Origin of the sequence: Streptomyces sp. NPDC051822 (assembly GCF_044452745.1) — a bacterium.
Taxonomy (GTDB): Bacteria; Actinomycetota; Actinomycetes; order Streptomycetales; family Streptomycetaceae; genus Streptomyces.
The window spans coordinates 792,502-813,495 of sequence record NZ_JBITBZ010000003.1 but is presented as its reverse complement, the minus strand read 5'-3'; the positions used below and the strand labels follow the sequence as shown (position 1 = coordinate 813,495).

Genomic DNA, 20,994 nt, shown 5'->3' with positions numbered 1-20,994 from the left:
GGGCGACGGTCCTCTGGAACGCGCCCGCCAATCCACCGGCCAGACCCGCCTCCCCGCGACGGTGCAGCTGCGGGTAAGTCCTCACAAAGCGCGACGTGGACGTCGCCCCTTCTCAGCAGTACCCCTCGATCCCCCGACCCTCCGGCCCCGCGATCGTGCACGCCACTACCTTCGACGGCGCGAACGGCTTGTGTCGTCGGCTTCGTCCTCGTCGTCCTCTTCAGGCACATCCTCCTCGGGGTACTCCTCCTCGCCCTTGGCGTAACTACCGTCGGGTTCCTCTTCGTCTTCCTCAGGCTCTTCCTCCTCGGGCTCCTCGCCTTCCTCGAACTCGCCGTCCTCTTCCTCGTCTTCGTACTCCCCTTCCGCCTCGCCCGCGTCTTCGTCTTCGTCTTCGTCTTCTTCGTACTCCCCTTCCTCCTCCAGCGCCTCTTCGTGGGTGACGACCACCTCGCCGTCTCGGATCTCGCCACGCCAGCCCTCCGGCTCGTCGGTGGTGAGTGAGACATGCCGCAGGAAATGCTTGAGGTCCAGGCGCAGGCGGCGGCCCTGAGCGCGCCACAGGTTGCCGGTCTTCTCGAAGAATCCGGAGGGGTAGTACTCCACCACCACAACGATGCGGGTCAGCGACGGAGCGAGCTCGTGGAAGCTGACGCAGCCACGGGTGCTTCCCTTGGCGCCTTCGGAAGTCCATACGATCCGCTCGTCGGGGACCTGCTCCTGAACTGTGGCCTTCCAGCCGCGTGTCGAAGGCCCGACCTTGACTTTCCAGTCGCTGGTGGTGTCGTCGTTGCGCGAGACGTCGCGAACGCCCTTGGCGAAGCCACTGAAGTCCTCGTACTGCGACCAGTGGTCATACACGGTGCGCAGCGGCAGGCCGACGTCGATGAACTCGACGATGTTGATGACCTTCCCGCCGCTCTTACGGCCCTTCTTGCCCTTGCCGAAGACTTGGGAGGCGGCGCCGGTCACCTTGTCCTTGAGGCCGCTGAGGCCCTGTCCCATCATCGCCTTCATGGGCGAGTCGCCCTGCAGCATCCGCCCCCCGAGACCGGCGACGTCAGAGAGCTTCCCGTCGCCTTGCGCCACGTCCGTGAGCTGATCGGTCATGTCCCCCAGCTTGTCCGACGCCTTGTCCGCAAGTTGCTCAGCTTGGGCTCCCAGGAATGACTTCAGCTCTTCGAGCAGCTGGTCCAGCCCCGACTTCTGTTCTTGCGCGCTGGCGCGTTCTGACTGTGCCATGACCTACCTCCGCGTGGACGGCTTGCGGCCTGACGTCTTCTTCGCCGCCGCTTTCCCGGTCGCCGCCTTGCGTGCGGGTGCGCGCGCTGTGGTCTTCTTCGCCGGCGCCGACTTGCGTGCCGGTGTGCGCGCTGCGGTCTTCTTCGCCGGCGCCGACTTGCGTGCCGGTGTGCGCGCTGCGGTCTTCTTCGCCGGCGCCGTCTCGGCCGCCTTCTTGCCGGCGGTCTTGGCCGACGCGGACTTCTTGGCCGGCTGGGCCTTCTTGGCGGCCGCGGAGCGGGCTGAAGGCTTCCCCGCTGAGCCCTTCTTCGCCGCGGTCTTCTTCGCCGCCGTCTTCTTGGCGGACGCTGCGGGTTTGGCGCTCGGTCGCCGCGCCCTACGGGGCCGGGGCTTTTCCTGAGGCTCTTCCTCTTCCTCTTCCTCCTCCTCTTCCTCCGGCTCGTACGCTTCCTCCGCTACTTCCTCTTCCTCCTCCGGCTCTTCTTCCTCTTCCTCCTCCTCTTCGTCCTCTTCGTCCTCTTCCTCCTCCTCGGCCTCCGGCTCCGCGTAGCCCTGTTCGTCGTCGTACTCGTCCTCGTACTCGGAGGGCTCTTCTTCGTCCTCCCTCTTGCCCGCGCTCGCCAGTTCGAGGGTGCGGTTGTGGAGCGAGTCGGCGAGGTCGCCGAGCTTGCGATTCGCCGCGGCTCCCAAAGCCTTCTTGCCCGCGTCCAGTGCCTCACCCCGCAGCTGTTCGCTGAGTTCAGCGAACTGGGGCGTTTCCTTGAGCTTGCCGAGGCCCTCCATCATGAGTTGACGCGGGTCAAGGCCGAAGCGGCGGCCGGCGAGGTACGTGGCCACTGTGAGTGCGAGGCGGCCCTTCTTGGTGCGTCCGAGTACGTAGCCCCCGGCCACAGCGGCCGCGAGCGCGTATTTGGTCGTGTCCTGCATGAGCTGCATCCCTTCACCAGGGCGTTTGCGGGCTGTACGTCGCCGCCCGGGAATACCGTCCGGGCCTGCGGGACCGTGCGGTGGTGTTCTGCGCCGGCAGCCGAAGAAGCAGCTCCGCTCAGAGGTCTCTACACCGCCCGCCCCCGACACGGGGGATATGTCCCTATATGATGACATTGTAGTTTCAGCGAGCGATGTTCCCCCAGTGGAGTGAGCACATGGCCGCAGCAGAGCCGACACGTCCGAGGAGAGTCCGCCCCCGCCCTGCTGAGGACGCCGAGGAACAGAAGCGGCCGTCGGAACGCCGCGCTTCCGCCAAACGGCCGTCAAGGGCTCTCAGCGCGTCTTCGGCAATGCGTTCCGCAGCTGGGCAACTGGCCCAGCTCCTCGGGAGGCCCCCTGACTCCGTCTCGTCGCTCAAGCCCACCGAGGACGGCTGGGAGGCACAGGTGGAAGTGGTGGAACTGGAACGCATCCCAGACACGACCAGCGTGATGGCCAGCTACAAGGTCGCCCTGGATCCCGAGGGGCAATTGATGTCCTACGAACGAACCCGCCGGTACAGCCGAGGCATGATCGACCGGCCGACCTGAAGACGGGCCGCCCGGGAAAGGAGGCGCCATGACCATGGTGCCGCAGAGCGGCAGCAGCGTAGGCAGGGGCGGAGGCGGCACAGGCGGCAGCAGCCTCTATGACGTGTTGGAACTCATCCTCGACCGCGGTCTGGTCATCGACATTTTCGTCCGCATCTCGGTGGTGGGCATCGAACTCATCAAGATCGACGCCCGCATCGTGGTGGCCAGCGTCGACACCTACCTGCGGTTTGCCGAGGCATGCAACCGGCTCGATCTCGAAGCAGGCCGAAAGGCACCCGCCCAGCTCCCCGAGGTCGTCGGAACCATGATGGAAGGCGGGGCCAAGGGCAAGACCAAGGGCGCACTCAGCGGGGCAGTCGACACCGTCACCGAATCGCTTACCGGCAAGTCCGCCAAGCAGGAGGAACCGGAAGAGGAAGAGCCCGAAGAAGAGCCAGAGGAAGAGGCTGCCCCCAGGAAGCGGCGTCCCGCCCGGCGCCCGGTCCGTCGGGAGAGGGAGTAACCGATGGCACTCTACGTGTACGCGATCACCGGTAAGGATCATCCCCACCGCCTTGACGGTCTGACCGGAGTGGGCTCCCACCCCTCACCCGTGCGTACCGTCGCCGCCGGACCCCTGTGCGCGGTGGTCAGCGAGATCTCCGAAGAGATCCGGCCCAAGCGCAGGGACCTCCAGGTCCATCAGGAGGTGCTGGAATCCCTCATGGCCGATGCCGTGGTCCTGCCACTCCAGTTCGGCTACTTCGCCTCCGACGATCAGACCGTCCAGCGGGCCCTCGAAGAGAACACGGACAGCTACATAGCCACTCTCGCGCGACTTGACGGCTGCGCCGAGTATCACGTGAGGGCTACCCAGGCGGATGAGGACGAGCTGCTGCGTCAGATCCTGCAGGATTCCCCCGAGGCAAGGGATCTGAACGACCAGATCCGTGCCGGCGAGCAGGACCCGCAGCTGCCCCTCACGCTTGGGGAACTGGTCGCCCGCGAAGTGCAGGAACGCCAGGATTCGCTGGCAGCGGGACTCGTACAAGCGCTGGTTCCCTACGGCCGAGAGCACGTCACCCATCCGCCCTCCAGCCCCGACTTCCTCAATCTGTCGCTGCTGGTGCCCCACGACCGGACAGAGGACCTCCTGGCGGCGGGGGCCAGTCTCGCTCAACAGATCGAGGGCGGCGTGGACTTCCGGATCACTGGCCCATTGCCCCCGTACAGCTTCGTTCAGTGACCCGGCGACCCCAGAACGGAGAAGGAGAGGAGGACACTCACCATGGGACTGTTCTCAGGCCTGCTCGCCCTTCCCATCGCACCGGTGCGGGCAGTCGTGTGGGCCGCCCAGCAGGTCGTGGACAAGGCCGAGGACGAGTACTACGACCCGGCCCCGGTGTGGCGCGAACTCGCCGACCTGGAGCGGCGACTGCTGAACGACGAGATCGACCAGGACACATTCGACCGCCGGGAGGACGAGCTGATCGACCGGCTCGACGAGATCGCAGAGTTCCGCCGACAATTTCCCTGACGGGGAAGCGAGGCCGTCATCGTGTCTGAGCCACTACCCAGCCGACTCGGATCCTTCCCGTCCCGAGCCGCCCCGATGCCATACGGGCAAAGCACCTCCAGCCTCGCCGACATCCTGGAGAGAGTCCTGGACAAGGGCATCGTCATCGCCGGGGACATTCGCATCAACCTTCTCGACATCGAACTGTTGACGATCAAACTCCGGATCCTGGTCGCCTCCGTGGACAAGGCGAAGGAGATGGGCATCGACTGGTGGGAGCACGACCCCTCGCTCTCCTCGCGTCACACCGGCAGCCCCCTCGAGCAGGAGAACCGGCGACTGCGCGCCGAGCTGGAGGCCCTACGCCGTGAACGCCTCGACGGCGAAGAGTTCCCACCCCGCACCACCAGTGAGGAACCCGAGGGAAATACGGGCGAGGGGACCGCACGGGGGCGTAGGCCATGACCACACCCGGTGACGCCCTCACGTACGTCTACGCTGCAGCCCCGCTCACGACAGGCCTCCGAGACGCCCTGATGGGCCTCCGCGGGATCTACGGCTCCCCTGTCCTGCTCGTCACCGCCCCACCCGGCACGGGCGGCCCAGCGCCGCCCGTGGCCTTCGCCACCAGCCACGTACCACGGCGTGACTTCAACGAGAGCGCGCTGAAAAGCCACTTCGAGGACCTGGAGTGGCTCGAGGATGTCGCCCGCGCCCACCACGACGTCGTACAGGCCCTCTCCATCCACGCCCCAGTCCTTCCCCTACGCATGGCCACCGTCTACCAGGACGACGACCGCGCCGGCCAAGCTCTTGCCGAGCAGCAGGACGCATTCGCCGAAAGACTCGCCCAGCTCACCGCCCACACCGAATTCGGCGTGAAAATCTACCTCGCGCCCACCGCAGCCCCGGCCGGCACCGGGCCTCTCCCCGACACCGACGCCAGCGCTGCCACTACTCCGGGCAAGGCATATCTCCAGCGCCGTAGGGCTCAGCACAACGCCCAGGAAGCCGTGTACAGCCAAGCGCAAGAGGCCGCCGGAATCATCGCGACCGTCGCCTCCCAATACGCCTCGCAGCACGTGCGACACCCCACCCAGCGCGGCACCCTGACCGGGCCCGTCGAAAACGTGCTCAACGACGCCTACCTCGTCCCCGACGCCTACGCGGAGCCGTTCCGGGCCGCGATCGAGAGGGCCGTCGGCGTCTTCGACGGCATTCGTGTCGAAGTGACCGGCCCCTGGGCGCCCTACTCCTTCGCAGCGCCACCGGTCGAGGGCCGGCACTCAGCCCCTGGCGAGGAGCACGGCTCATGACTCTCGCGGAGCACGGAGAACCACTTCCCGGGCGCCAAGTGGCGCTGGTGGACCTCCTCGACCGGTTGCTCAGCGGCGGCGTGGTCATCACCGGCGACATCGTTCTGTCGATCGCGGACATCGATCTCGTCCGGATCTCGCTGCGCGCGCTCATCGTGTCCGTCAGCTCCGAGAACCGCCCAGGCGCGGGCGGCGCAGAGGGGCGGCCGGCATGAGCGAAGAACACCACGAACGGCACAGCGCCCCGTCACCGCACCCCGGTCCCGAACTCCGTGACGTCGGTGACTCCATGTCGCAAGCCTTCCGGCTCATTCAGGCGCCTCCCTCACCTCACGACGCGCCCCCGCGTACAGCTCACCGTATGTACACCGACCGCGACACAGTGGAAGAGGACCTGCTCAAACTCGTCCTCACCCTGGTCGAACTCCTGCGTCAGCTCATCGAGCGCCAGGCGTTGCGCCGCGTGGACGCAGGAGACCTCACAGACGAACAGGAGGAGGAGCTGGGAGCCACGCTCCTGGCGCTCCACGACCGGCTGGCCGATCTGTGCGCCCAGCACGGCTACGCGCTGGAGGACCTCAACCTCGACCTCGGCCCACTGGGACCTCTCCTTCCACCCCAGACCTGAAGACTCACCGACTGAAGCCAGCCCGAAAAGCAGTACCCGTCAGGCCGAACTCTGCGTGGACACACCACTGCCCAGCCGACCGACCGGCTGGCTCGGGATGGCGGAGGCGGACACCGCTACCGCCACCCCTCCTGCGTCCTGGGTGGTTCCCGCTCTCACCGGGGGCCTGATGATCCTCAAGGGCCTCCACAGCCTCTGTGGCGGCGTGTCGGACGGAGTAGAGCACCCGCTCGGCGCCGCGCGTTCAGCCGCTCGCCGCGCGATCATCAAAGGAGGGCCCTTCGAGCGCTGGCTCGCCCTGAGGATCGGGGTCAGCTCGCACCAGCAACGAAGCCGGTGGCTGTTATAGCCGGGATGGAGAAGCACACAAATGACAAGTCAGCATGACGGTAACGAGTTCCCGTTCCCCTCTGGAGAGCCGCCAGAGGCCGAGTACACAGCCAGCGAACCCGGTCAGGTCGACGAGCCGTCGGCCGCAGCCGACGGCAAGACCACGGCCAAAGAGAAGGCTGCCGCGGTCAAGGAACACAGCATCGCGAGAGCCAAACAGGCCACCACCCAGGTCCGTGAGAAGGCCGGCCATACAGCTGAGCTGGCAAAGAGCAAGACACCTGAGCCGATCCTGCACACAGCAACACAAACCGCAGCGCACGTCCGCGACACCGCACACCGAGCCGGCCAGCTCGCAGCCGACAGAACCCCCGACGCAGTCCGCGAAAAGGCTGTACGCGCGGCGCACACGGCAGGATCCAAATGGACCCCACTGCTTACAGCGGGGATCGCCCTCCTCGCCTTTCTCCTCATGCGCCGCAGCCGACGGAACCGCTGAAAGCACCGAGAGGACCACGAAGGTCTTCCAGCGCCCGCCAAGCAGTCGACGAGACCTGCGATCTCCTCCGGGGTCATGAGTCCGCTGCGCCGTCGTAGTCCTGACCCCGGCCACCGCCGTCGGAACGATGAACGAAGTCGCAGGGATTCCGGTTCCGAAGGGGCGGCTCAGCCATGAATGCCCGGTGGACCGGATGTCGCAGCCCCCGAAGATCGGGAAGACGTGGTTCTCCAAGGCCGCGTCTGCAGGCGCTTGCAGTAGTCGCCTCCGGTGCGGCTCGCGAGACAGCGGAGCGCGATCTCACGCCGCAACCTCGTTGTCCGGCAAGAAGCGCTCTGTCTGCCACTCGCCGTCCATGCGCCACTTCACCTGATGGCTGGTAACGACACCGTGCTTGTTCGTTCTCGGGGTTAGGCTCGCCATAGGGCCCAAGTGTTCCCGCTGCCCTCCCGCACCGTCTCGGGAATCAGCCAGGATCGCACCATCTACGCAGGTCGGAGACAGGAAGCATGAGTACCGTAGAGCTCACCAAGGACAACTTCGACGAGATCGTGAGCGGCAACGAATTCGTCCTGATCGACTTCTGGGCTTCCTGGTGCGGTCCCTGCCGTCAGTTCGGGCCTGTCTTCGAGGCGGCCTCGGAGCGCCACCAGGACCTGGTGTTCGCCAAGGTGGACACCGAGGCGCAGCAGGAGCTGGCCGCCGCGTTCGAGATCCGCTCCATCCCGACGCTGATGATCGTGCGCGACAACGTGGCCGTGTTCGCACAGCCCGGGGCGCTGCCGGAGACCGCGCTCGAGGACGTCATCGGGCAGGCGCGCAAGCTGGACATGGACGAGGTCCGCAAGTCCATCGAGGACTCCACGGCGAAGTGACCCACCGCGAGGGGGGTACGGGAGAGCTTCCCGTACCCCCCTCGCACGCGTGCGGACGGGTTCGGTTCACGATCTTGGGGGCGAGTTCCGGCCATTCGGCGAGGCAGCCGGGCGGACCAGTGCCGTCAGGCCGTAGTCGAGCTCGCGCCCGTCGACGAGGAGCGCCTCGACCGTCCGCGTCTCCGGGTCGATGTCGGCCATGATTCCGTGCCCCTCGTAGATGGGATAGCCCGACTCGCCGCGCCGCCCGGTCGCCTCGACGACGGCCGAGCGGACCGCGCTGTCCGTCACGGAGGCGTCGCCCCTGTCCTCGACGTGGGAGGGCACCAGCAGGATCTCGAATCGCTTCGGAACTGTGCTCATGAACCGACGCTAAGCGCTCAGCCGGACTCCCGCCGGACGACCCGCGAGGCCATCAGATCACGGGTGCGGGCCGGGGCCTCCGGCTCCCGTACGGCCCGGTCGACCAGCTCGGCGAGCTCCCGGCCGCTCACCATGTCGATCCGCACGGTGCTGAGCCGGGGCCGCAGCAGCCGGCCGAGCAGCAGGTCGTCGGCGCCGACGACGGCGGTCTCCGCCGGCACCGCGACGCCCGCGTCCTGGAGCGCCCGCATCAGGAGCATCGCGTATTCGTCGTTGTAGGCGAAGACGCCGTCGAGATCCAGCGCGCGCCACCGCGCGGCGAGCGCGTTCGCCGACTCCTCCTCGTACCGCAGCGGCAGGGGTAGGACGGTGGCGCCGGTGCCGGCGACGGCGCGCCGGGCGCCTTCGAGGCGGGGGCCCGAGAACATGGCGAGTCCCGGCTCCTCCGGCACGACGACGCCGATCCGGCGGCGGCCGGTCTCCAGGAGATGGGCGGTGGCCGCCTCGCCCACGCGTCCCTGGTCCATGACGAGGGCGTGGGCGCCCTCGACCCGCTCGGTGCCGAGGGTGATGACGGCCCGCGCCCCGGACCGCTTGAGGATCTCGACCCCCTGTCCGGTGAGGCGGCTCTCGCCGAGCGCGACCACGGCCACCGGCCGGAGTTCGGCCCACGCGCGGGCGGCCTCCTCGGCCTCCAGGCCGACGCTGCCGTACTGGACCACGGTGTAGTCGAGGCGCCGCAGGGCCCACTGGAACTCGTTGAAGAACTGGCTGTACAGCGGTCCGACCTGGACGTGGGGGGTCGGCAGCAGCACCATCCGGCTGTGGCCGGCGCGCAGGCTGCGTGCGGCGGCGTGCGGCACGTACCCCAGTTCCTCGGCCGCCTCGCGCACCCGACGGCGGGTGGGCTCGCTGATGCGGACGGCCGAGGTGTTGTTCAGGACGTACGAGACGGTGGCCCGGGAGACGCCCGCGAGACGGGCGACATCGGCGCTGGTCGGGACCGCGCGCCCGGCGGGGCGTTCGGAGGGCTGTTCGGTTGGCTGGCTCATCGCTTCGGCATCTTTCCAGAACGATCCGGCACAGGGTCTGGCGGATGGCCGGAATCGGGTGCTACACAATGCTGACACGCGTCACTGACACGTGTCACCTCTCTCGCTCGATCCGCTTCTCGCCCCCTCGTCGGGCGATCTCCTCAGGAGGGCACCGTGGCCCTTTCGTCCCCAGGGACCGGCTCGTCCGGCACATCCGCCGCTTCCGGCTCGTCAACAGGCTCCGCCGACGCGGCCGGCTCGACCGGCACTTCCGGCTCGTCGGGCCCGACCGGCCCGGCCGGCACTTCCGCCCGGCCCACCCGCGGCCTGCTTCCCCTGCTCCTCGCCGGGAACACCGCGATGTACGCCCTGTACATCGGCGTCCCCGGCATGCTCCTCGCGCTCCAGATCGAGGAGATCGACCCGGCAGGCAAGGTGGCGAACTTCGGACTGGTCTCCGGCATATCCGCGATCTTCGCCACCGTCTTCAACCCGGTCGCCGGCGCCCTCTCCGACCGCTCGGGCCGCCGCAACCCGTGGATCCTCGCCGGTGGTCTCCTCGCCCTTCCGGTGATGCTGCTCCTCGGCAGCGTCCACACGATCCTGCTGGTCACCATCGCCTGGTGCCTCGGCCAGGCCGTCATGAACGTGTATCAGGCCGCCCTGACCTCCGTGGTGCCCGACCGCATCCCGGTGGCCGCCCGCGGCAAGGCCTCGGCCGCCGTCGGCCTCGGCCTCCCCATCGGCTCGACGATCGGCGCCCTCGTCGGCGCGGCCTTCTCCGAGCACTACCGCACCGGGTACCTCGTCTTCGGTGCGATCGTCGCCGCCACCGCCGTGGTGTTCACCGTCTTCGCCCGCGAGGAGCGCATGCCGCCCAAGGCTCCGCTGCCGGTGAAGGAGCAGATCACCGCCTTCGGCAGCGCGCTCAAGGACCATGACTTCCGCTGGGCGTTCATCGGCCGCGCGCTCCTGGTTCTCGGATACTTCGCCGTCGCCGGGTTCCAGCTGTACATCCTCAAGGACCACACCGTTCTGCCCGAGGGGCTGACCGCCGAGGGGGCCGTGGCGATCCTCGCGCCGCTCACCGCGGTCGCCATGGTGGTCTCCACGGTGCTCGGCGGCTGGCTCTCGGACCGGTTCGACCGGCGCAAGCTCTTCGTGGGCGCCTCGGCCGCGCTCGCCGCCGTCGCCCTGCTGATCCCGGCCGTCTCGACGAGCTGGACGGCGATGCTGGCCTTCGCCGTCGTCAACGGACTCGGCTTCGGCTGCTACATGGCCGTCGACACGGCGCTGGTGACCATGGTGCTGCCCAAGGCCGAGGACGCTGCCCGTGACATGGGCGTCCTCAACGTCGCCAACGCGGGCCCGCAGATCGTGGCGCCCTTCGTGGCCTCGCTCGTCGTCTCGCTGAGTGGCGGGTACACGGCGCTGTTCCTGGTCGCGGCCGTACTGTCGGTACTCGGCGCGCTCGCCGTGCGCCCCATCCGCAGCGTGCGCTGACCCGCGTCGGCGCCCGTGAACAACCGTCAGAAAGGCCGCATCGTGCGCCTGCACACCGCCACGTGGGGTTCCGGGGACCGGATCGCCCTGCTCGTCCACGGCATCATGGCCGACCACCGCACCTGGCGGCGGGTCGGACCCGCGCTCGCGGCGCGCGGCTACCGGGTGATCGCGGTGGACCTGCGGGGGCACGGCCTGAGCGGGCGGGCGTCGGGGCCCGCGGAGTACCGGCCGGAGGACTACGCCGACGACCTCGTCGAAACCCTCCCGCCCGGCGCGGAGTTGGCCGTCGGGCACTCGCTCGGCGGGCTCGTCCTGGCCGGCGCGCTCGGCCGGCTGAAGCCGGCGCGCGCGGTCTACTCCGACCCCGCATGGCATCTCGCCTCGGGCGCCGACGGCTACCGGGCCGAGCTCTTCGTCCGGGGCAAGTCGATGACCCGGGAACAGATCAGGGGGTTCAACCCGCACTGGGCGGACGAGGACCTCGACACCGAGATGGCGTCGGTACGACTCTGGGACGAGCGGTCGGCGTACGGACTGCTCGACTCCGTGGGGGCCGACCTGTGGCCTGCCCGCGCGTCCGTACCCTCCCTGGTCACCCTGGCCGACCCGAGCACGCTGGTCTCACCCGGCGACGCCCGGATGCTCACGGGCCGCGGATTCACCGTGCGTACGGTGGAGAAGTCGGGCCACACCATCCACCGGGACGACTTCGACGGGTTCATGTCCGCGCTGGACGGCTGGATCTGACGTACCGTTCAGGCATGGACGACGCGTCGATGGACTCCCCGATGGTGGGACTGCTCGGCCGGGTGACCGGCACCGTCGGGCCCGGTCTCGTCGGCGAGGTGATCGTCCGGATCCGTGGCGGAGCCGAGCACTTCCTCGCCCATCCGGCCTCCCCGAAGGAGCGGATCGACGTCGGAACGGTCGTGATGGTCATGGAACATCTCCCTCCGCGTACCGTCTATGTCACAGCCGCGTACGGCGGTTGACGCAACCGTTGAGTGGCGCCCGTCACAGGCGCACACTCCCTTCACCGGGTCCGTGTCGGCTCCGGTGAAGGGGGACCCAGTTCATGGGCATCGGCATTGTGGCGGGCGTCGTCGTCGGCGCCTTCGCCGTTCTCATCGGTGTGTTCAAGATGATGTGGCGCGTCGCGGAACCCAACGAGGCGCTGATCATCTCCGGTTCCAACCACAAGAACGAAGGCCTCGGCGCGGGGATGGGCTTCCGCATCGTCACCGGCCGCGGCACGCTCGTCCTGCCCGGTGTGCAGGCGGTGCGCAAGCTCTCGCTCGACCTCAACGAGACCCAGCTGTCCGTCGAGTGCGTCACCCACCAGGGCATTCCGCTCAAGGTCCGCGGTGTGGTGATCTTCAAGGTCGGTGACGACTTCGTGTCGATCGCCAACGCCGCCCGCCGTTTCCTCGACCAGCAGAAGCTGATGAGCGAGCGGGTGCACATCGTCTTCGCCGGTCATCTGCGCGCCATCGTCGGCGGGTTGACCGTGGAGGACATGATCCGCGACCGGGAGAAGCTGACCGGGCAGGCCCGTTCGGCCTGTGGCACGGAGATGGAGAAGCTCGGTCTGATCGTCGACTCGCTGCAGATCCACGAGATCGAGGACCCGACCGGCTACATCAAGAACCTGGCCGCCCCGCACGCGGCCGCCGTCCAGCGGGACGCGCGGATCGCGCAGGCCGAGGCGAACCGGCGGGCGACCGAGGCCGAGCAGCAGGCCGCGGCGCGCATGTCGGAGGCGACCCGCGACAGTGAGATCCTCCAGGCGGGCTACCAGGCCGAACGGGACGAGGCCACGGCCAAGGCCCGGCAGGCGGGGCCGCTGGCCGACGCGGCCTCGCGCCAGGAGGTCGTGGTCCAGGAGACCCGGGTGGCCGAGCTGGAGGGCCACCGCAAGGAGCAGCAGCTGCAGGCGGAGGTCCGCAAGCCGGCCGACGCGATGGCGTACGAGACCCGGACCCTCGCGGAGGCCGAGCGCGACGCACGGATCTCGGCGGCCGAGGCCGACGCGAAGGAGACGGAGCTGGCGAGCGCGGCCATGGCCACGGCGACCCGGCTCACGGGTGAGGCCGAGGCGGCGGCCCAGCACGCCAAGGGGCTCGCGGTCGCCGAGGCGACCCGGGCGAAGGGTCTGGCGGAGGCCGAGGCGATCAAGGCGCGCGCGGCGGCGCTCGCCGAGAACCAGGAGGCGGTGGTCGCGCAGCAGCTGGCCGAGAAGTGGCCGGAGATCGTCTCCGCGGGCGCGTCCGCGTTCGGGAACGTGGACCAGATGGTGCTGCTCAACGGCGCCGACGGCATGGCTGACGTGTTCGCCAAGGCGCTGACCATGGGCGGGACCGGGCTCGGTCTGGCCCGGCAGCTGCTCTCCACGATGAACCCGGCGGCTCAGGAGCGGCTCGGTGCTGTGGCGCCCGCTCCTCGCGCGCCGGAGAAGAGCGTGGAGATCACGCTGAGCGACGGGGAGTAGGGAGCGACCGGGGGGTAGAGCGACGGGGAGCGGTCGCCCGTCCTCACCGCCCGCACCGACCGGGCCCGGTGCCGTCGCGGCGCCGGGCCCGGTCGTGCGCGTGGCCTCGGTGGTGGCCCGCGTCGCGGCCTTGAAGCTCGCCTCGGCCGCGTCCTCAGCCGTGGCCTCGGCCGCGTCCTCAGCCGTGGCCTCAGTTGTGGCCTCAGTTGTGGCCTCAGTTGTGGCCTCAGTTGTGGCCTCAGTTGTGGCCGAACTTGCGTTCCTTGCGGTGGGACGTGTGCTCGACGAGGGGCATCGAGGGCTCTCTCCTCGGCGCCGCCGCGGTCTGCTCCTTCGCGGCCGCCTCGGTACGGTGCTCATGGCCGCCGGTACGGGCTCCCCGGTTCGTCCGGGTCTGTTTCTTGCCCACGATCCTGCCTCCCGTTACGGGTGTCGGACTCCGGTCCGTGTCCCCTCAGCCTGGCACGGGGGCAGAGCAGCCGCATGTCAGACCGGGCGCCCCAGGACCCGGGCGAACGCGGCCAGCGTGGGCGTGCCGGAGGCGCGGTCCAGGATCGCGAAGACGACCTCCTCGAAGTGGCCGGCGAAGCGCCCGTCCCCGGTGAGGAGCGCCTTGAACGCGCCGGCGACCTGTTCCGGGTCGTTCTGGAAGACCCCGCAGCCCCAGGCGCCGAGCACGAGGCGCCGGTATCCCGTCGCCGCCGCCGTCTCGACGACGCGCTCGGCGCGGCTCGCGAGGGCGGCGGGTATCCGGCCGGCGAGTTCCGGGGTGCGGCGGCGGACGACGCCCGCGTTGGGTGCGGGCGAGGTGAGGAAGCCGACGGTGAAGGGGGCGTCGAGGAGGGCACCGCGGTCGTCGCGGAAGACCGGCACGCGGGGCGAGTGGATGACCCGGTCGGTGTAGAAGGCGTCCCGTTCCTCCCTGTGGTGGGTGTAGTAGGCGGGGGCGCGAAGCAGTGTGGCGTGGAGGGCGGAGGAGCGGCAGAGCGCCTCCTCCTGGGCCTGGGCGCCGTTGAGGTAGCCGCCGCCGGGATTGCGGGCGGAGGCGAAGTTCAGGACGGCCACCGGGCGGCCGGTGTCGGCGGCGGTCATCCGGCGGGCGGCGGCCAGGCTGCTCTCGCCGGTGACGTCGATGGCGGGTGTGCGGTCGGTGTCGGGGGTGACCGTGACGGCGTCGGGGCCGTACAGACGGGTTCCGGCCAGGGCGGCGGTCAGGTCGTCGGCGAGGGAGACGGTCCGGCCGTCGGGGGCCCGGTACCGGCCCGCCGCCACGATCTCCTCTGTCTGCCGCGCGATGGCGCGCAGTCGTGCACTCATGTGTCTCAGCATGATCGTTTCGTCCCGTTCGCCACAACGGGTTTTTCCAGGACGGCCGGCCGCCCGGGACTCGGTGGCGGCTGCCCCTGAGACACGGGCGGAGGGGCGATTTCGGACAGCCAGGGGCGCACGGGGGCGCATCGCACCGGTCCGGGGCGCTCTTGCACGCCGCCCGGTGGTGGCTTTAGGTGGAGACAGCGACTCCCCGGGACCAGTCCCGATGACCTGGAGGTGTACGGATGTCGTCGAGCGGCATACCGAGTGGTGGGCCCCCTCTCACCGAGCGGGAGGCGGAGGACCTGCTGCGATGTATCTGCTTCAAGACCGGCCCGCCCCGCACGGTGGGGGTGGAGCTGGAATGGCTCGTTCACGAGCTGCGTGACCCCCGGCTCCCCGTAAGGCCGCCTAGGCTCGCGGCTGCCCTCGACACCGTGCGGTCCCTGCCGCTGGTGTCGTCCCTGACCTTCGAACCCGGCGGGCAGCTGGAGCTGAGCTCGCTCCCTGCCGGGTCGCTCATGGAGTGTCTCGACTCGCTCTCCGCCGATCTGCGGGCGGTGCGGTCGGCGCTCGGACCGCTCGGTCTGACCCTCAGCGGATACGGGGTGGACCCCTGGCACGGGCCGCGCGGCCGGGTGCTCCACGAGCCGCGGTACGACGCCATGGAGGCCGCCCTCGACCGCACCGGACCCGCCGGACGGGCGATGATGTGCGACTCGGCGTCCGTGCAGATCTGTCTCGACGCGGGCGTCGAGGAGCCGGGTCCGCTCGGCTACCACCGGAGATGGCGGCTCGCCCACCTCGTCGGCGCGGTGCTCGTGGCCGCCTTCGCCAACTCCCCGCTGCACGGCGGCCGGCGCACCGGCTGGCGCTCCACCCGGCAGGCGCTGTGGACGGACCTCGATCCCCGGCGGGCGCTCGCGCCGCCGCCGGACGGCGAGCCGCGCGCGGAGTGGGCCGCGCACGTCCTGGACACCCCGGTGATGTGCGTACGGGCCGAGGAGGGGCCGTGGGACGTGCCGGAGGGGCTGACCTTCCGCGACTGGCTGCGCACCGGCCTGCCCCGGCCCGCCGACGCCGACGACCTGCGCTATCACATGACGACCCTCTTCCCGCCGGTCCGTCCGCGCGGCCATCTGGAGCTGCGGATGGTCGACGCGCAGCCGGGCCGGGACGGATGGATGGTGCCGGTCGCCGTGACGACGGCGGTCTTCGACGACCCGGAGGCGGCGGAGACCGTGTACCGGGCGGTCAAGCCGCTCGCGGAGCGGGCCGGGAGCGGTCCCGCGCCGCGCAATCCGCTCTGGCTCACGGCGGCCCGTGAGGGCCTCGCCGACCCGGAGCTGCACGCCGCCGCCCGCGCCGTGTTCTCCGCCGCCCTGGAGGCGCTGCCCCGGATCGGGGCGAGCGAGGAGCTGCGACGCACGGTCGCCGCCTTCCACGAGCGGTACGTGATTCCCGGGAGCTGCCCGGCCGACGACTTCGAGGCGGTGACGTCATGACGGCGACGACAGGAACCGAGCTCGATCCTGAGGTCCTGCGGCGGAGGGCCCTTGAGGCCCTGACCGTCGCCAGGGCCCGGACGGCGCTGCTGACCTCCTGCGTGGAGGACGGTGAACTCACGGCGCAGCACTCCCCGTTGATGTCTCCGCTGGTGTGGGACCTGGCACACATCGGCAACCAGGAGGAGCAGTGGCTGTGGCGGGCCGTGGCGGGGCAGGAGGCCCTGCGGCCCGAGATCGACTCGCTCTACGACGCCTTCGAGCATCCGCGCGCCAGCCGCCCCTCGCTGCCGCTGCTCGCGCCGGGCGAGGCGCGGGCCTACGCGGCGGACGTCCGGCTCCGCGTCCTCGACATCCTGGAGCGCACGCCGTTCGAGGGGCGGCCGCTGCTCGACGCGGCCTTCGCCTTCGGCATGATCGCCCAGCACGAACAGCAGCACGACGAGACGATGCTGATCACGCATCAGCTGCGGAAGGGGCCGGTCGCGCTGACCGCTCCCCCGCCGCCCGCCACGGGCACCGGCCCGCTCCCCACCGAAGTCCTCGTCCCCGGTGGCCCGTTCACGATGGGAACCTCCGGCGAGCCGTGGGCCCTCGACAACGAGCGTCCGGCGCACCCCCGGGTCGTGCCCGCCTTCCACATCGACACGACACCGGTCACCAACGGCGCCTATCTGGCCTTCATGGCCGACGGCGGGTACACGGACCCGCGCTGGTGGCAGCCCGAGGGCTGGGCGCAGATCAGGGAGCACGGCATCACGGCGCCGCTGTTCTGGCGCAGGGAGGGCGGCGAGTGGCTGCGCCGCCGCTTCGGGGTGACGGAGCCGGTGGCGCAGTCGCCCGCCGTGGACGAGCCCGTCCTGCACGTGAGCTGGTACGAGGCGGACGCCTACGCCCGCTGGGCGGGGCGGCGGCTGCCGACCGAGGCCGAGTGGGAGAAGGCCGCCCGACACGACCCGGTCTCCGGGCGTTCGCGCCGCTACCCCTGGGGCGACGCGGACCCCGGACCCGAGCACGCCAACCTCGGACAGCGGCATCTGCGGCCCGCGCCGGCCGGCAGCTACCCGGCGGGCGCCTCGCCGCTCGGCGTACGGCAGCTGATCGGTGACGTGTGGGAGTGGACGGCAAGCGATTTCCTGCCGTACCCGGGGTTCACGGCCTTCCCGTACAAGGAGTACTCGGAGGTGTTCTTCGGGCCGGAGCACAAGGTGCTGCGCGGCGGTTCGTTCGCCGTGGACCCGGTCGCCTGCCGGGGCACCTTCCGCAACTGGGACCTGCCGGTGCGGCGCCAGATCTTCTCCGGCTTCCGTACCGCACGCAGCGCGGAGCTCGACTGATGTGCCGTCATATCGCTTACGTGGGCGAGCCGGTGACGCTCGGAGAGCTGATCGTCGATCCGGAGCACGCCCTGCTGCGCCAGGCCTGGGAACCCCGTACGCAGAGCAGCGGTGTGGTGAACGCCGACGGCTTCGGGGTGGGCTGGTACGCCGAAGGCGATCCCGTGCCCGCCCGCTACCGGCGCACGGGCCCCATCTGGGGCGACCTGTCCTTCGCCGACCTCGCCCGGGTGGTGCGCTCCCGGGCGCTGCTCGCGGCGGTCCGCGGGGCCACCCTGCCGGGCGCGGACGGGGAGGCCGCGGCGGCTCCGTTCGCCGGCGGACCGTGGCTGTTCAGCCACAACGGCGCCGCCGCGGGCTGGCCCGACTCCCTGGCGGAGCTCGCCGGTGGGCTGGCGCCCGGTGAACTGCTCCGGATGGAGGCGCGCACCGACTCGGCGCTGCTCTGGGCGCTCGTCCTGCACCGGCTGCGGGCCGGCGACGCGCCGGGGCCCGCCCTGGCCGACACGGTACGGGAGGCCGCCGCCGCGGCCCCCGGGTCCCGGCTGAACCTGCTGCTCACCGACGGTGTCAGGATCGCCGCGACCACCTGGGGGAACGGCCTCTGGTACCTGAAGGGCCCCGACCGGGTGGTCGTGGCCTCCGAACCGTACGACGACGATCCGCGCTGGCGGGAGGTCCCGGAGCACACGCTCCTGACCGCCGGCCGCGCCGACGTCACCCTCACCCCGCTCAAGGAGCCGTCCGCGTGAGCCCGTACCAACTGACCCGTACCCTCGCCCCCGACGCCGCCGGCGCCGATCTGCGCGCCGACGTCCTCCACGGCCTGACGCGCTCCCCCAAGGAGCTGCCGCCGAAGTGGTTCTACGACGCCCGGGGCAGCGAACTCTTCGAGGAGATCACCCGGCTGCCCGAGTACTACCCCACGCGGGCCGAGCGGGAGATCCTGAAGGAGCGGGCACCGGAGATCGCCTCCGTCACCGGGGCCAGGACCCTGGTGGAGCTGGGCTCCGGCTCCTCCGAGAAGACCCGGTTCCTGATCGACGCGCTGCTGCCGGGGCTCGACGCCTACGTTCCCGTGGACGTGAGCGAGTCGGCGCTGACGGGGGCGGCCGAGTCGCTGCTCGCCGAGCGGCCGGAGCTTCATGTGCACGCCCTCGTCGCCGACTTCACTCGCGGGCTCGCGCTGCCGGGGACGCCGGGGCCGCGCCTGGTGGCCTTCCTCGGCGGCACCATCGGCAATCTGCTGCCCGTCGAGCGGCTGACCTTCCTGCGCTCGGTCCGGGCGATGCTCACGCCGGGCGACGCCCTGCTGCTCGGCACGGACCTGGTGAAGGACGAGGCGACGCTGGTCGCCGCGTACGACGACTCGTCGGGGGTGACGGCCGCGTTCAACAAGAACGTGCTGTCCGTGATCGACCGGGAGCTGGGCGCGGACTTCGATCCGGACGCTTTCGACCACGTGGCGGTGTGGGACCGCGAGCGGGAGTGGATCGAGATGCGGTTGCGTGCCCGCCGCGCGCTCACCGTGAAGATCCCGGAGATGGACCTCGTGGTGCCGTTCGCGGCGGGCGAGGAGATGCGGACCGAGGTGTCCGCGAAGTTCCGTCAGGCGGGTGTGCGGGCCGATCTCGCGGAGGCGGGGCTGGAACTGGAGCGCTGGTGGACGGACAGCGAGGGCAGGTTCGCGCTGTCGCTTGCGACGGCCCGCTGAGCGACGGCCCGCTGAGCGACGACCTGCCGGTCGGTGCCTGACGGGTCGACCGTGGGGCGACGGACGGCCCGGCGGTCGGCGCCTGACTGCTCGACGGCTCGCTGGGCGGCTGCCGCGAGGGTACGGCGGTCCTGGTGCCGGAGGCCCGTGAGGGGATCCGGCACCCGGACGACGGCCGTGGGCCGGCGGGCGGAGACGACCCGCCACAGGGATGAGCCGAGCGGGTCGGCTCCGACGTAGGCGGCGGCGTCGGTGGGCCCGTAGTCGATCCGTACGGGCTGCACGGCGCATCCCGCGTCCAGGGCAGCCTGGAACGCGGCCGGCCGGAAGCGCCCCCCTTCCCGTCCGCACCAGGTGGATCCCTCGGGGAAGACGATCACCCGGCCACCGCCCGCGAGCACCCCGCTCATCTCGCGCACGGTGCCGGGCAGGGACCTGAGACCGTCGCGTTCGATGAAGAGGGTGCCGCCGAGCGCGGCGAGCGTGCCGAGCACGGGCCAGCGGCGCACCTCCGACTTGGCGACCATCCGGCCGGGCAGGACGGCCGCGATCAGCGGGATGTCCAGCCAGGACACGTGGTTGGCGACGACGAGGAGCGGGCCGTCGGCCGGCACTCCCTCGTACCGGACGCGTACCCCGAAGGCACGGACCGCCGCCCGCGTCCAGTGCCGGACGAGGGCGAGCCGGACGGCCGTCGGAAGGAGTCCGGTGGCCGGGGCGAGCAGCAGGCCGAGGAGGACGGTCCCGAGGCCCGCCGTCAGCCGGACCAGGGCCCGTACGACCCCGGCCGGGACGAGGGCCCCCTCGGACTCCGGGTGGGCGGACTCCGGGTGGGCGGCGCAGCGGCCCGGGGTGCAGGGCGCCGTGGGGAGCCACGGCGAGGGGGCCGTGGTCCCGTTCACCGTGCCGGGGTGAGCGAGAGGAAGTGCTTGAGGTAGCGCGGGTTGGTCCGGCGCAGCGAGAGCAGGACGTAGAGGTCGGCGACACCGAACGCGGGGTCGTGCGCGGGGGCGCCGCAGACCCAGGCGCCGAGCCGGAGGTAGCCGCGCAGCAGCGGGGGCAGCTCGGTGCGGCCCTCGGGGCGGGTGATGCCCTCGGGGCTCCAGAGCTTGTGCGGGGTGACCCAGTACTCCTCGGGGGCGAGGTGCTTGGCCTTGACGGTGTCCCAGGTGGCGGCGGCGAGGGTGCCGCCGTCGGCGAGCGGGAGGGAGCAGCAGCCGGCGAGCCAGTTGTGGCCGGTGCGGGTCATGTAGCGGGCGAGGCCTGCCCAGATGAGGGCGATGACGGCGCCGTTGCGGTGGGCGGGGTGGACGCAGGAGCGGCCGACCTCCACCAGGTCGTGCCGGACGGGGGCGAGCCGGGCGAGGTCGAACTCGCTCTCGGAGTAGAGGCGGCCCGCGACGGCGGCCCGGTCGGGCGGCAGGAGGCGGTAGGTGCCGACGACCTCGCCGGTGCTCTCCTCCCGTACGAGGAGGTGGTCGCAGTACGCGTCGAAGGCGTCGATGTCGAGGCCGGGCTCGGGGCCGTCGAGCCGGGCGCCGAGTTCACCGGCGAAGACCTGGTGGCGCAGCCGCTGGGCGGCGCGGACGTCCTCCTGGTCGCGGGCGAGCCCGACGATGTACCGGGGCGTGGGCGCGTCGACGAGGGGGGCCGACCGCTGGTCGGCGGCCTGCGGCTGGGCGGGGACGGTGAGCGACGGGGCCTGGCTGTGGGTCCTGGTGTGGACGCCGAGCGTGGGGGTCGGTGCGGACATGTCGGGCTCCTCCGGCGTACGGAAGCGGGAACGGGGCAGGTGCCGGGCCGTGTGAGCGGTGGCCCGGCTCCCTAC

General features: G+C 70.7%; 26 protein-coding genes. 18 read left to right on the top strand and 8 right to left on the bottom strand.

What is annotated here, in order from left to right:
- Window positions 1–165 precede the first annotated feature (165 nt).
- The gene (locus ACIA8N_RS14205) at window positions 166–1,242 is read right to left on the bottom strand and encodes an SRPBCC family protein (protein ID WP_365780959.1); all 1,077 of its coding nucleotides are present in this window, start codon (window positions 1,240–1,242) and stop codon (window positions 166–168) included.
- Between the two features lie 3 nt (window positions 1,243–1,245).
- Window positions 1,246–2,169 carry a histone protein gene (locus tag ACIA8N_RS14200; RefSeq protein WP_365780960.1) on the bottom strand — a complete coding sequence of 308 codons (924 nt, stop codon included), beginning with the start codon at window positions 2,167–2,169 and terminating at the stop codon, window positions 1,246–1,248.
- A gap of 218 nt (window positions 2,170–2,387) precedes the next feature.
- On the opposite strand from ACIA8N_RS14200, the gene ACIA8N_RS14195 reads away from it, so the two are divergent.
- From ACIA8N_RS14195 to trxA, 10 genes are all read left to right on the top strand, one after another.
- A complete protein-coding gene (locus ACIA8N_RS14195; protein ID WP_365780961.1) occupies window positions 2,388–2,762 on the top strand; it encodes a gas vesicle protein in 375 nt (124 codons plus the stop codon).
- Window positions 2,763–2,790: 28 nt separating this feature from the next.
- Window positions 2,791–3,267 (top strand): gas vesicle protein GvpJ, encoded by a 477-nt coding sequence (gvpJ, locus tag ACIA8N_RS14190; protein ID WP_365780962.1) that lies wholly within the window; start codon window positions 2,791–2,793, stop codon window positions 3,265–3,267.
- 3 nt (window positions 3,268–3,270) lie between these two features.
- Window positions 3,271–3,990 (top strand): GvpL/GvpF family gas vesicle protein, encoded by a 720-nt coding sequence (locus ACIA8N_RS14185; RefSeq protein WP_365780963.1) that lies wholly within the window; start codon window positions 3,271–3,273, stop codon window positions 3,988–3,990.
- A gap of 42 nt (window positions 3,991–4,032) precedes the next feature.
- Window positions 4,033–4,281, top strand: a complete 249-nt coding sequence (locus ACIA8N_RS14180; protein WP_365780964.1) for a gas vesicle protein GvpG — start codon at window positions 4,033–4,035, stop codon at window positions 4,279–4,281.
- Window positions 4,282–4,356: 75 nt separating this feature from the next.
- Complete coding sequence (gene gvpJ / locus ACIA8N_RS14175; protein ID WP_365780966.1) at window positions 4,357–4,725, top strand: gas vesicle protein GvpJ; 369 nt, start codon at window positions 4,357–4,359, stop codon at window positions 4,723–4,725.
- The gene (locus ACIA8N_RS14170) at window positions 4,722–5,576 is read left to right on the top strand and encodes a GvpL/GvpF family gas vesicle protein (RefSeq protein WP_365780967.1); all 855 of its coding nucleotides are present in this window, start codon (window positions 4,722–4,724) and stop codon (window positions 5,574–5,576) included. The genes gvpJ (ACIA8N_RS14175) and ACIA8N_RS14170 overlap by 4 nt, the downstream gene beginning before the upstream one ends.
- A complete protein-coding gene (locus ACIA8N_RS14165; RefSeq protein WP_365780969.1) occupies window positions 5,573–5,791 on the top strand; it encodes a gas vesicle protein in 219 nt (72 codons plus the stop codon). The genes ACIA8N_RS14170 and ACIA8N_RS14165 overlap by 4 nt, the downstream gene beginning before the upstream one ends.
- Window positions 5,788–6,204 (top strand): gas vesicle protein K, encoded by a 417-nt coding sequence (locus ACIA8N_RS14160; protein ID WP_399416355.1) that lies wholly within the window; start codon window positions 5,788–5,790, stop codon window positions 6,202–6,204. Before ACIA8N_RS14165 ends, ACIA8N_RS14160 begins: the two co-directional genes overlap by 4 nt.
- 370 nt (window positions 6,205–6,574) lie before the next feature.
- Window positions 6,575–7,033, top strand: coding sequence for a hypothetical protein (locus tag ACIA8N_RS14155; protein WP_365780970.1), 459 nt, complete (start codon window positions 6,575–6,577; stop codon window positions 7,031–7,033).
- A gap of 509 nt (window positions 7,034–7,542) precedes the next feature.
- The gene (gene trxA / locus ACIA8N_RS14150; RefSeq protein WP_365780971.1) at window positions 7,543–7,908 is read left to right on the top strand and encodes a thioredoxin; all 366 of its coding nucleotides are present in this window, start codon (window positions 7,543–7,545) and stop codon (window positions 7,906–7,908) included.
- Window positions 7,909–7,974: 66 nt separating this feature from the next.
- Here trxA and ACIA8N_RS14145 read toward each other — a convergent pair whose 3' ends face one another.
- Complete coding sequence (locus tag ACIA8N_RS14145; RefSeq protein ID WP_365780972.1) at window positions 7,975–8,271, bottom strand: hypothetical protein; 297 nt, start codon at window positions 8,269–8,271, stop codon at window positions 7,975–7,977.
- A 17-nt stretch (window positions 8,272–8,288) separates the two neighbouring features.
- Complete coding sequence (locus ACIA8N_RS14140) at window positions 8,289–9,323, bottom strand: LacI family DNA-binding transcriptional regulator (RefSeq protein WP_365780973.1); 1,035 nt, start codon at window positions 9,321–9,323, stop codon at window positions 8,289–8,291.
- 156 nt (window positions 9,324–9,479) lie between these two features.
- On the opposite strand from ACIA8N_RS14140, the gene ACIA8N_RS14135 reads away from it, so the two are divergent.
- The 4 genes from ACIA8N_RS14135 to ACIA8N_RS14120 all read left to right on the top strand — a co-directional run bounded on the left by ACIA8N_RS14135 (window position 9,480) and on the right by ACIA8N_RS14120 (window position 13,299).
- Window positions 9,480–10,808, top strand: coding sequence for an MFS transporter (locus tag ACIA8N_RS14135; RefSeq protein WP_365780974.1), 1,329 nt, complete (start codon window positions 9,480–9,482; stop codon window positions 10,806–10,808).
- Between the two features lie 42 nt (window positions 10,809–10,850).
- On the top strand, window positions 10,851–11,558 hold the full coding sequence (locus ACIA8N_RS14130) for an alpha/beta fold hydrolase (RefSeq protein ID WP_365780975.1): 708 nt from the start codon (window positions 10,851–10,853) through the stop codon (window positions 11,556–11,558).
- Between the two features lie 14 nt (window positions 11,559–11,572).
- Complete coding sequence (locus ACIA8N_RS14125) at window positions 11,573–11,803, top strand: hypothetical protein (protein WP_030552537.1); 231 nt, start codon at window positions 11,573–11,575, stop codon at window positions 11,801–11,803.
- A gap of 83 nt (window positions 11,804–11,886) precedes the next feature.
- Window positions 11,887–13,299, top strand: coding sequence for an SPFH domain-containing protein (locus tag ACIA8N_RS14120; protein WP_365780976.1), 1,413 nt, complete (start codon window positions 11,887–11,889; stop codon window positions 13,297–13,299).
- A 238-nt stretch (window positions 13,300–13,537) separates the two neighbouring features.
- Here ACIA8N_RS14120 and ACIA8N_RS14115 read toward each other — a convergent pair whose 3' ends face one another.
- Both ACIA8N_RS14115 and ACIA8N_RS14110 read right to left on the bottom strand, forming a co-directional pair.
- Window positions 13,538–13,708 (bottom strand): hypothetical protein, encoded by a 171-nt coding sequence (locus ACIA8N_RS14115; protein WP_321184505.1) that lies wholly within the window; start codon window positions 13,706–13,708, stop codon window positions 13,538–13,540.
- 77 nt (window positions 13,709–13,785) lie between these two features.
- A complete protein-coding gene (locus ACIA8N_RS14110; protein WP_365780977.1) occupies window positions 13,786–14,616 on the bottom strand; it encodes a TIGR02452 family protein in 831 nt (276 codons plus the stop codon).
- A 239-nt stretch (window positions 14,617–14,855) separates the two neighbouring features.
- On the opposite strand from ACIA8N_RS14110, the gene egtA reads away from it, so the two are divergent.
- From egtA to egtD, 4 genes are read left to right on the top strand one after another with little or no spacing between them, the layout of a single operon-like run.
- The gene (gene egtA / locus ACIA8N_RS14105) at window positions 14,856–16,115 is read left to right on the top strand and encodes an ergothioneine biosynthesis glutamate--cysteine ligase EgtA (RefSeq protein WP_365780978.1); all 1,260 of its coding nucleotides are present in this window, start codon (window positions 14,856–14,858) and stop codon (window positions 16,113–16,115) included.
- Window positions 16,112–17,452 (top strand): ergothioneine biosynthesis protein EgtB, encoded by a 1,341-nt coding sequence (gene egtB, locus ACIA8N_RS14100; protein WP_365780979.1) that lies wholly within the window; start codon window positions 16,112–16,114, stop codon window positions 17,450–17,452. Before egtA ends, egtB begins: the two co-directional genes overlap by 4 nt.
- The gene (egtC, locus tag ACIA8N_RS14095) at window positions 17,452–18,204 is read left to right on the top strand and encodes an ergothioneine biosynthesis protein EgtC (RefSeq protein ID WP_365780980.1); all 753 of its coding nucleotides are present in this window, start codon (window positions 17,452–17,454) and stop codon (window positions 18,202–18,204) included. The genes egtB and egtC overlap by 1 nt, the downstream gene beginning before the upstream one ends.
- Window positions 18,201–19,166, top strand: a complete 966-nt coding sequence (egtD, locus tag ACIA8N_RS14090) for an L-histidine N(alpha)-methyltransferase (protein WP_365780981.1) — start codon at window positions 18,201–18,203, stop codon at window positions 19,164–19,166. The genes egtC and egtD overlap by 4 nt, the downstream gene beginning before the upstream one ends.
- Here the strand turns inward: egtD and ACIA8N_RS14085 are convergent.
- The gene (locus tag ACIA8N_RS14085; protein WP_365780982.1) at window positions 19,061–20,068 is read right to left on the bottom strand and encodes a lysophospholipid acyltransferase family protein; all 1,008 of its coding nucleotides are present in this window, start codon (window positions 20,066–20,068) and stop codon (window positions 19,061–19,063) included. The two genes, egtD and ACIA8N_RS14085, sit on opposite strands and share 106 nt — an antisense overlap.
- Entirely contained in the window at window positions 20,065–20,919 is an 855-nt protein-coding gene (locus ACIA8N_RS14080; RefSeq protein ID WP_365780983.1) for a GNAT family N-acyltransferase, read from the bottom strand. The genes ACIA8N_RS14085 and ACIA8N_RS14080 overlap by 4 nt, the downstream gene beginning before the upstream one ends.
- Between the last annotated feature and the right edge of the window lie 75 nt (window positions 20,920–20,994).

Coding starts and splice junctions, on each gene's coding strand:
- ACIA8N_RS14140 (WP_365780973.1), bottom strand. CDS start 9,323: ATGAGCCAGCCAACCGAACAGCCCTCCGAACGCCCCGCCGGGCGCGCG.
- ACIA8N_RS14080 (WP_365780983.1), bottom strand. CDS start 20,919: ATGTCCGCACCGACCCCCACGCTCGGCGTCCACACCAGGACCCACAGC.
- gvpJ (WP_365780962.1), top strand. CDS start 2,791: ATGACCATGGTGCCGCAGAGCGGCAGCAGCGTAGGCAGGGGCGGAGGC.
- ACIA8N_RS14180 (WP_365780964.1), top strand. CDS start 4,033: ATGGGACTGTTCTCAGGCCTGCTCGCCCTTCCCATCGCACCGGTGCGG.
- egtC (WP_365780980.1), top strand. CDS start 17,452: ATGTGCCGTCATATCGCTTACGTGGGCGAGCCGGTGACGCTCGGAGAG.
- egtB (WP_365780979.1), top strand. CDS start 16,112: ATGACGGCGACGACAGGAACCGAGCTCGATCCTGAGGTCCTGCGGCGG.
- ACIA8N_RS14170 (WP_365780967.1), top strand. CDS start 4,722: ATGACCACACCCGGTGACGCCCTCACGTACGTCTACGCTGCAGCCCCG.
- ACIA8N_RS14125 (WP_030552537.1), top strand. CDS start 11,573: ATGGACGACGCGTCGATGGACTCCCCGATGGTGGGACTGCTCGGCCGG.
- ACIA8N_RS14160 (WP_399416355.1), top strand. CDS start 5,788: ATGAGCGAAGAACACCACGAACGGCACAGCGCCCCGTCACCGCACCCC.
- trxA (WP_365780971.1), top strand. CDS start 7,543: ATGAGTACCGTAGAGCTCACCAAGGACAACTTCGACGAGATCGTGAGC.
- ACIA8N_RS14195 (WP_365780961.1), top strand. CDS start 2,388: ATGGCCGCAGCAGAGCCGACACGTCCGAGGAGAGTCCGCCCCCGCCCT.
- ACIA8N_RS14155 (WP_365780970.1), top strand. CDS start 6,575: ATGACAAGTCAGCATGACGGTAACGAGTTCCCGTTCCCCTCTGGAGAG.
- ACIA8N_RS14205 (WP_365780959.1), bottom strand. CDS start 1,242: ATGGCACAGTCAGAACGCGCCAGCGCGCAAGAACAGAAGTCGGGGCTG.
- ACIA8N_RS14200 (WP_365780960.1), bottom strand. CDS start 2,169: ATGCAGGACACGACCAAATACGCGCTCGCGGCCGCTGTGGCCGGGGGC.
- ACIA8N_RS14165 (WP_365780969.1), top strand. CDS start 5,573: ATGACTCTCGCGGAGCACGGAGAACCACTTCCCGGGCGCCAAGTGGCG.
- ACIA8N_RS14185 (WP_365780963.1), top strand. CDS start 3,271: ATGGCACTCTACGTGTACGCGATCACCGGTAAGGATCATCCCCACCGC.
- gvpJ (WP_365780966.1), top strand. CDS start 4,357: ATGCCATACGGGCAAAGCACCTCCAGCCTCGCCGACATCCTGGAGAGA.
- egtA (WP_365780978.1), top strand. CDS start 14,856: ATGTCGTCGAGCGGCATACCGAGTGGTGGGCCCCCTCTCACCGAGCGG.
- ACIA8N_RS14120 (WP_365780976.1), top strand. CDS start 11,887: ATGGGCATCGGCATTGTGGCGGGCGTCGTCGTCGGCGCCTTCGCCGTT.
- ACIA8N_RS14110 (WP_365780977.1), bottom strand. CDS start 14,616: ATGAGTGCACGACTGCGCGCCATCGCGCGGCAGACAGAGGAGATCGTG.
- ACIA8N_RS14145 (WP_365780972.1), bottom strand. CDS start 8,271: ATGAGCACAGTTCCGAAGCGATTCGAGATCCTGCTGGTGCCCTCCCAC.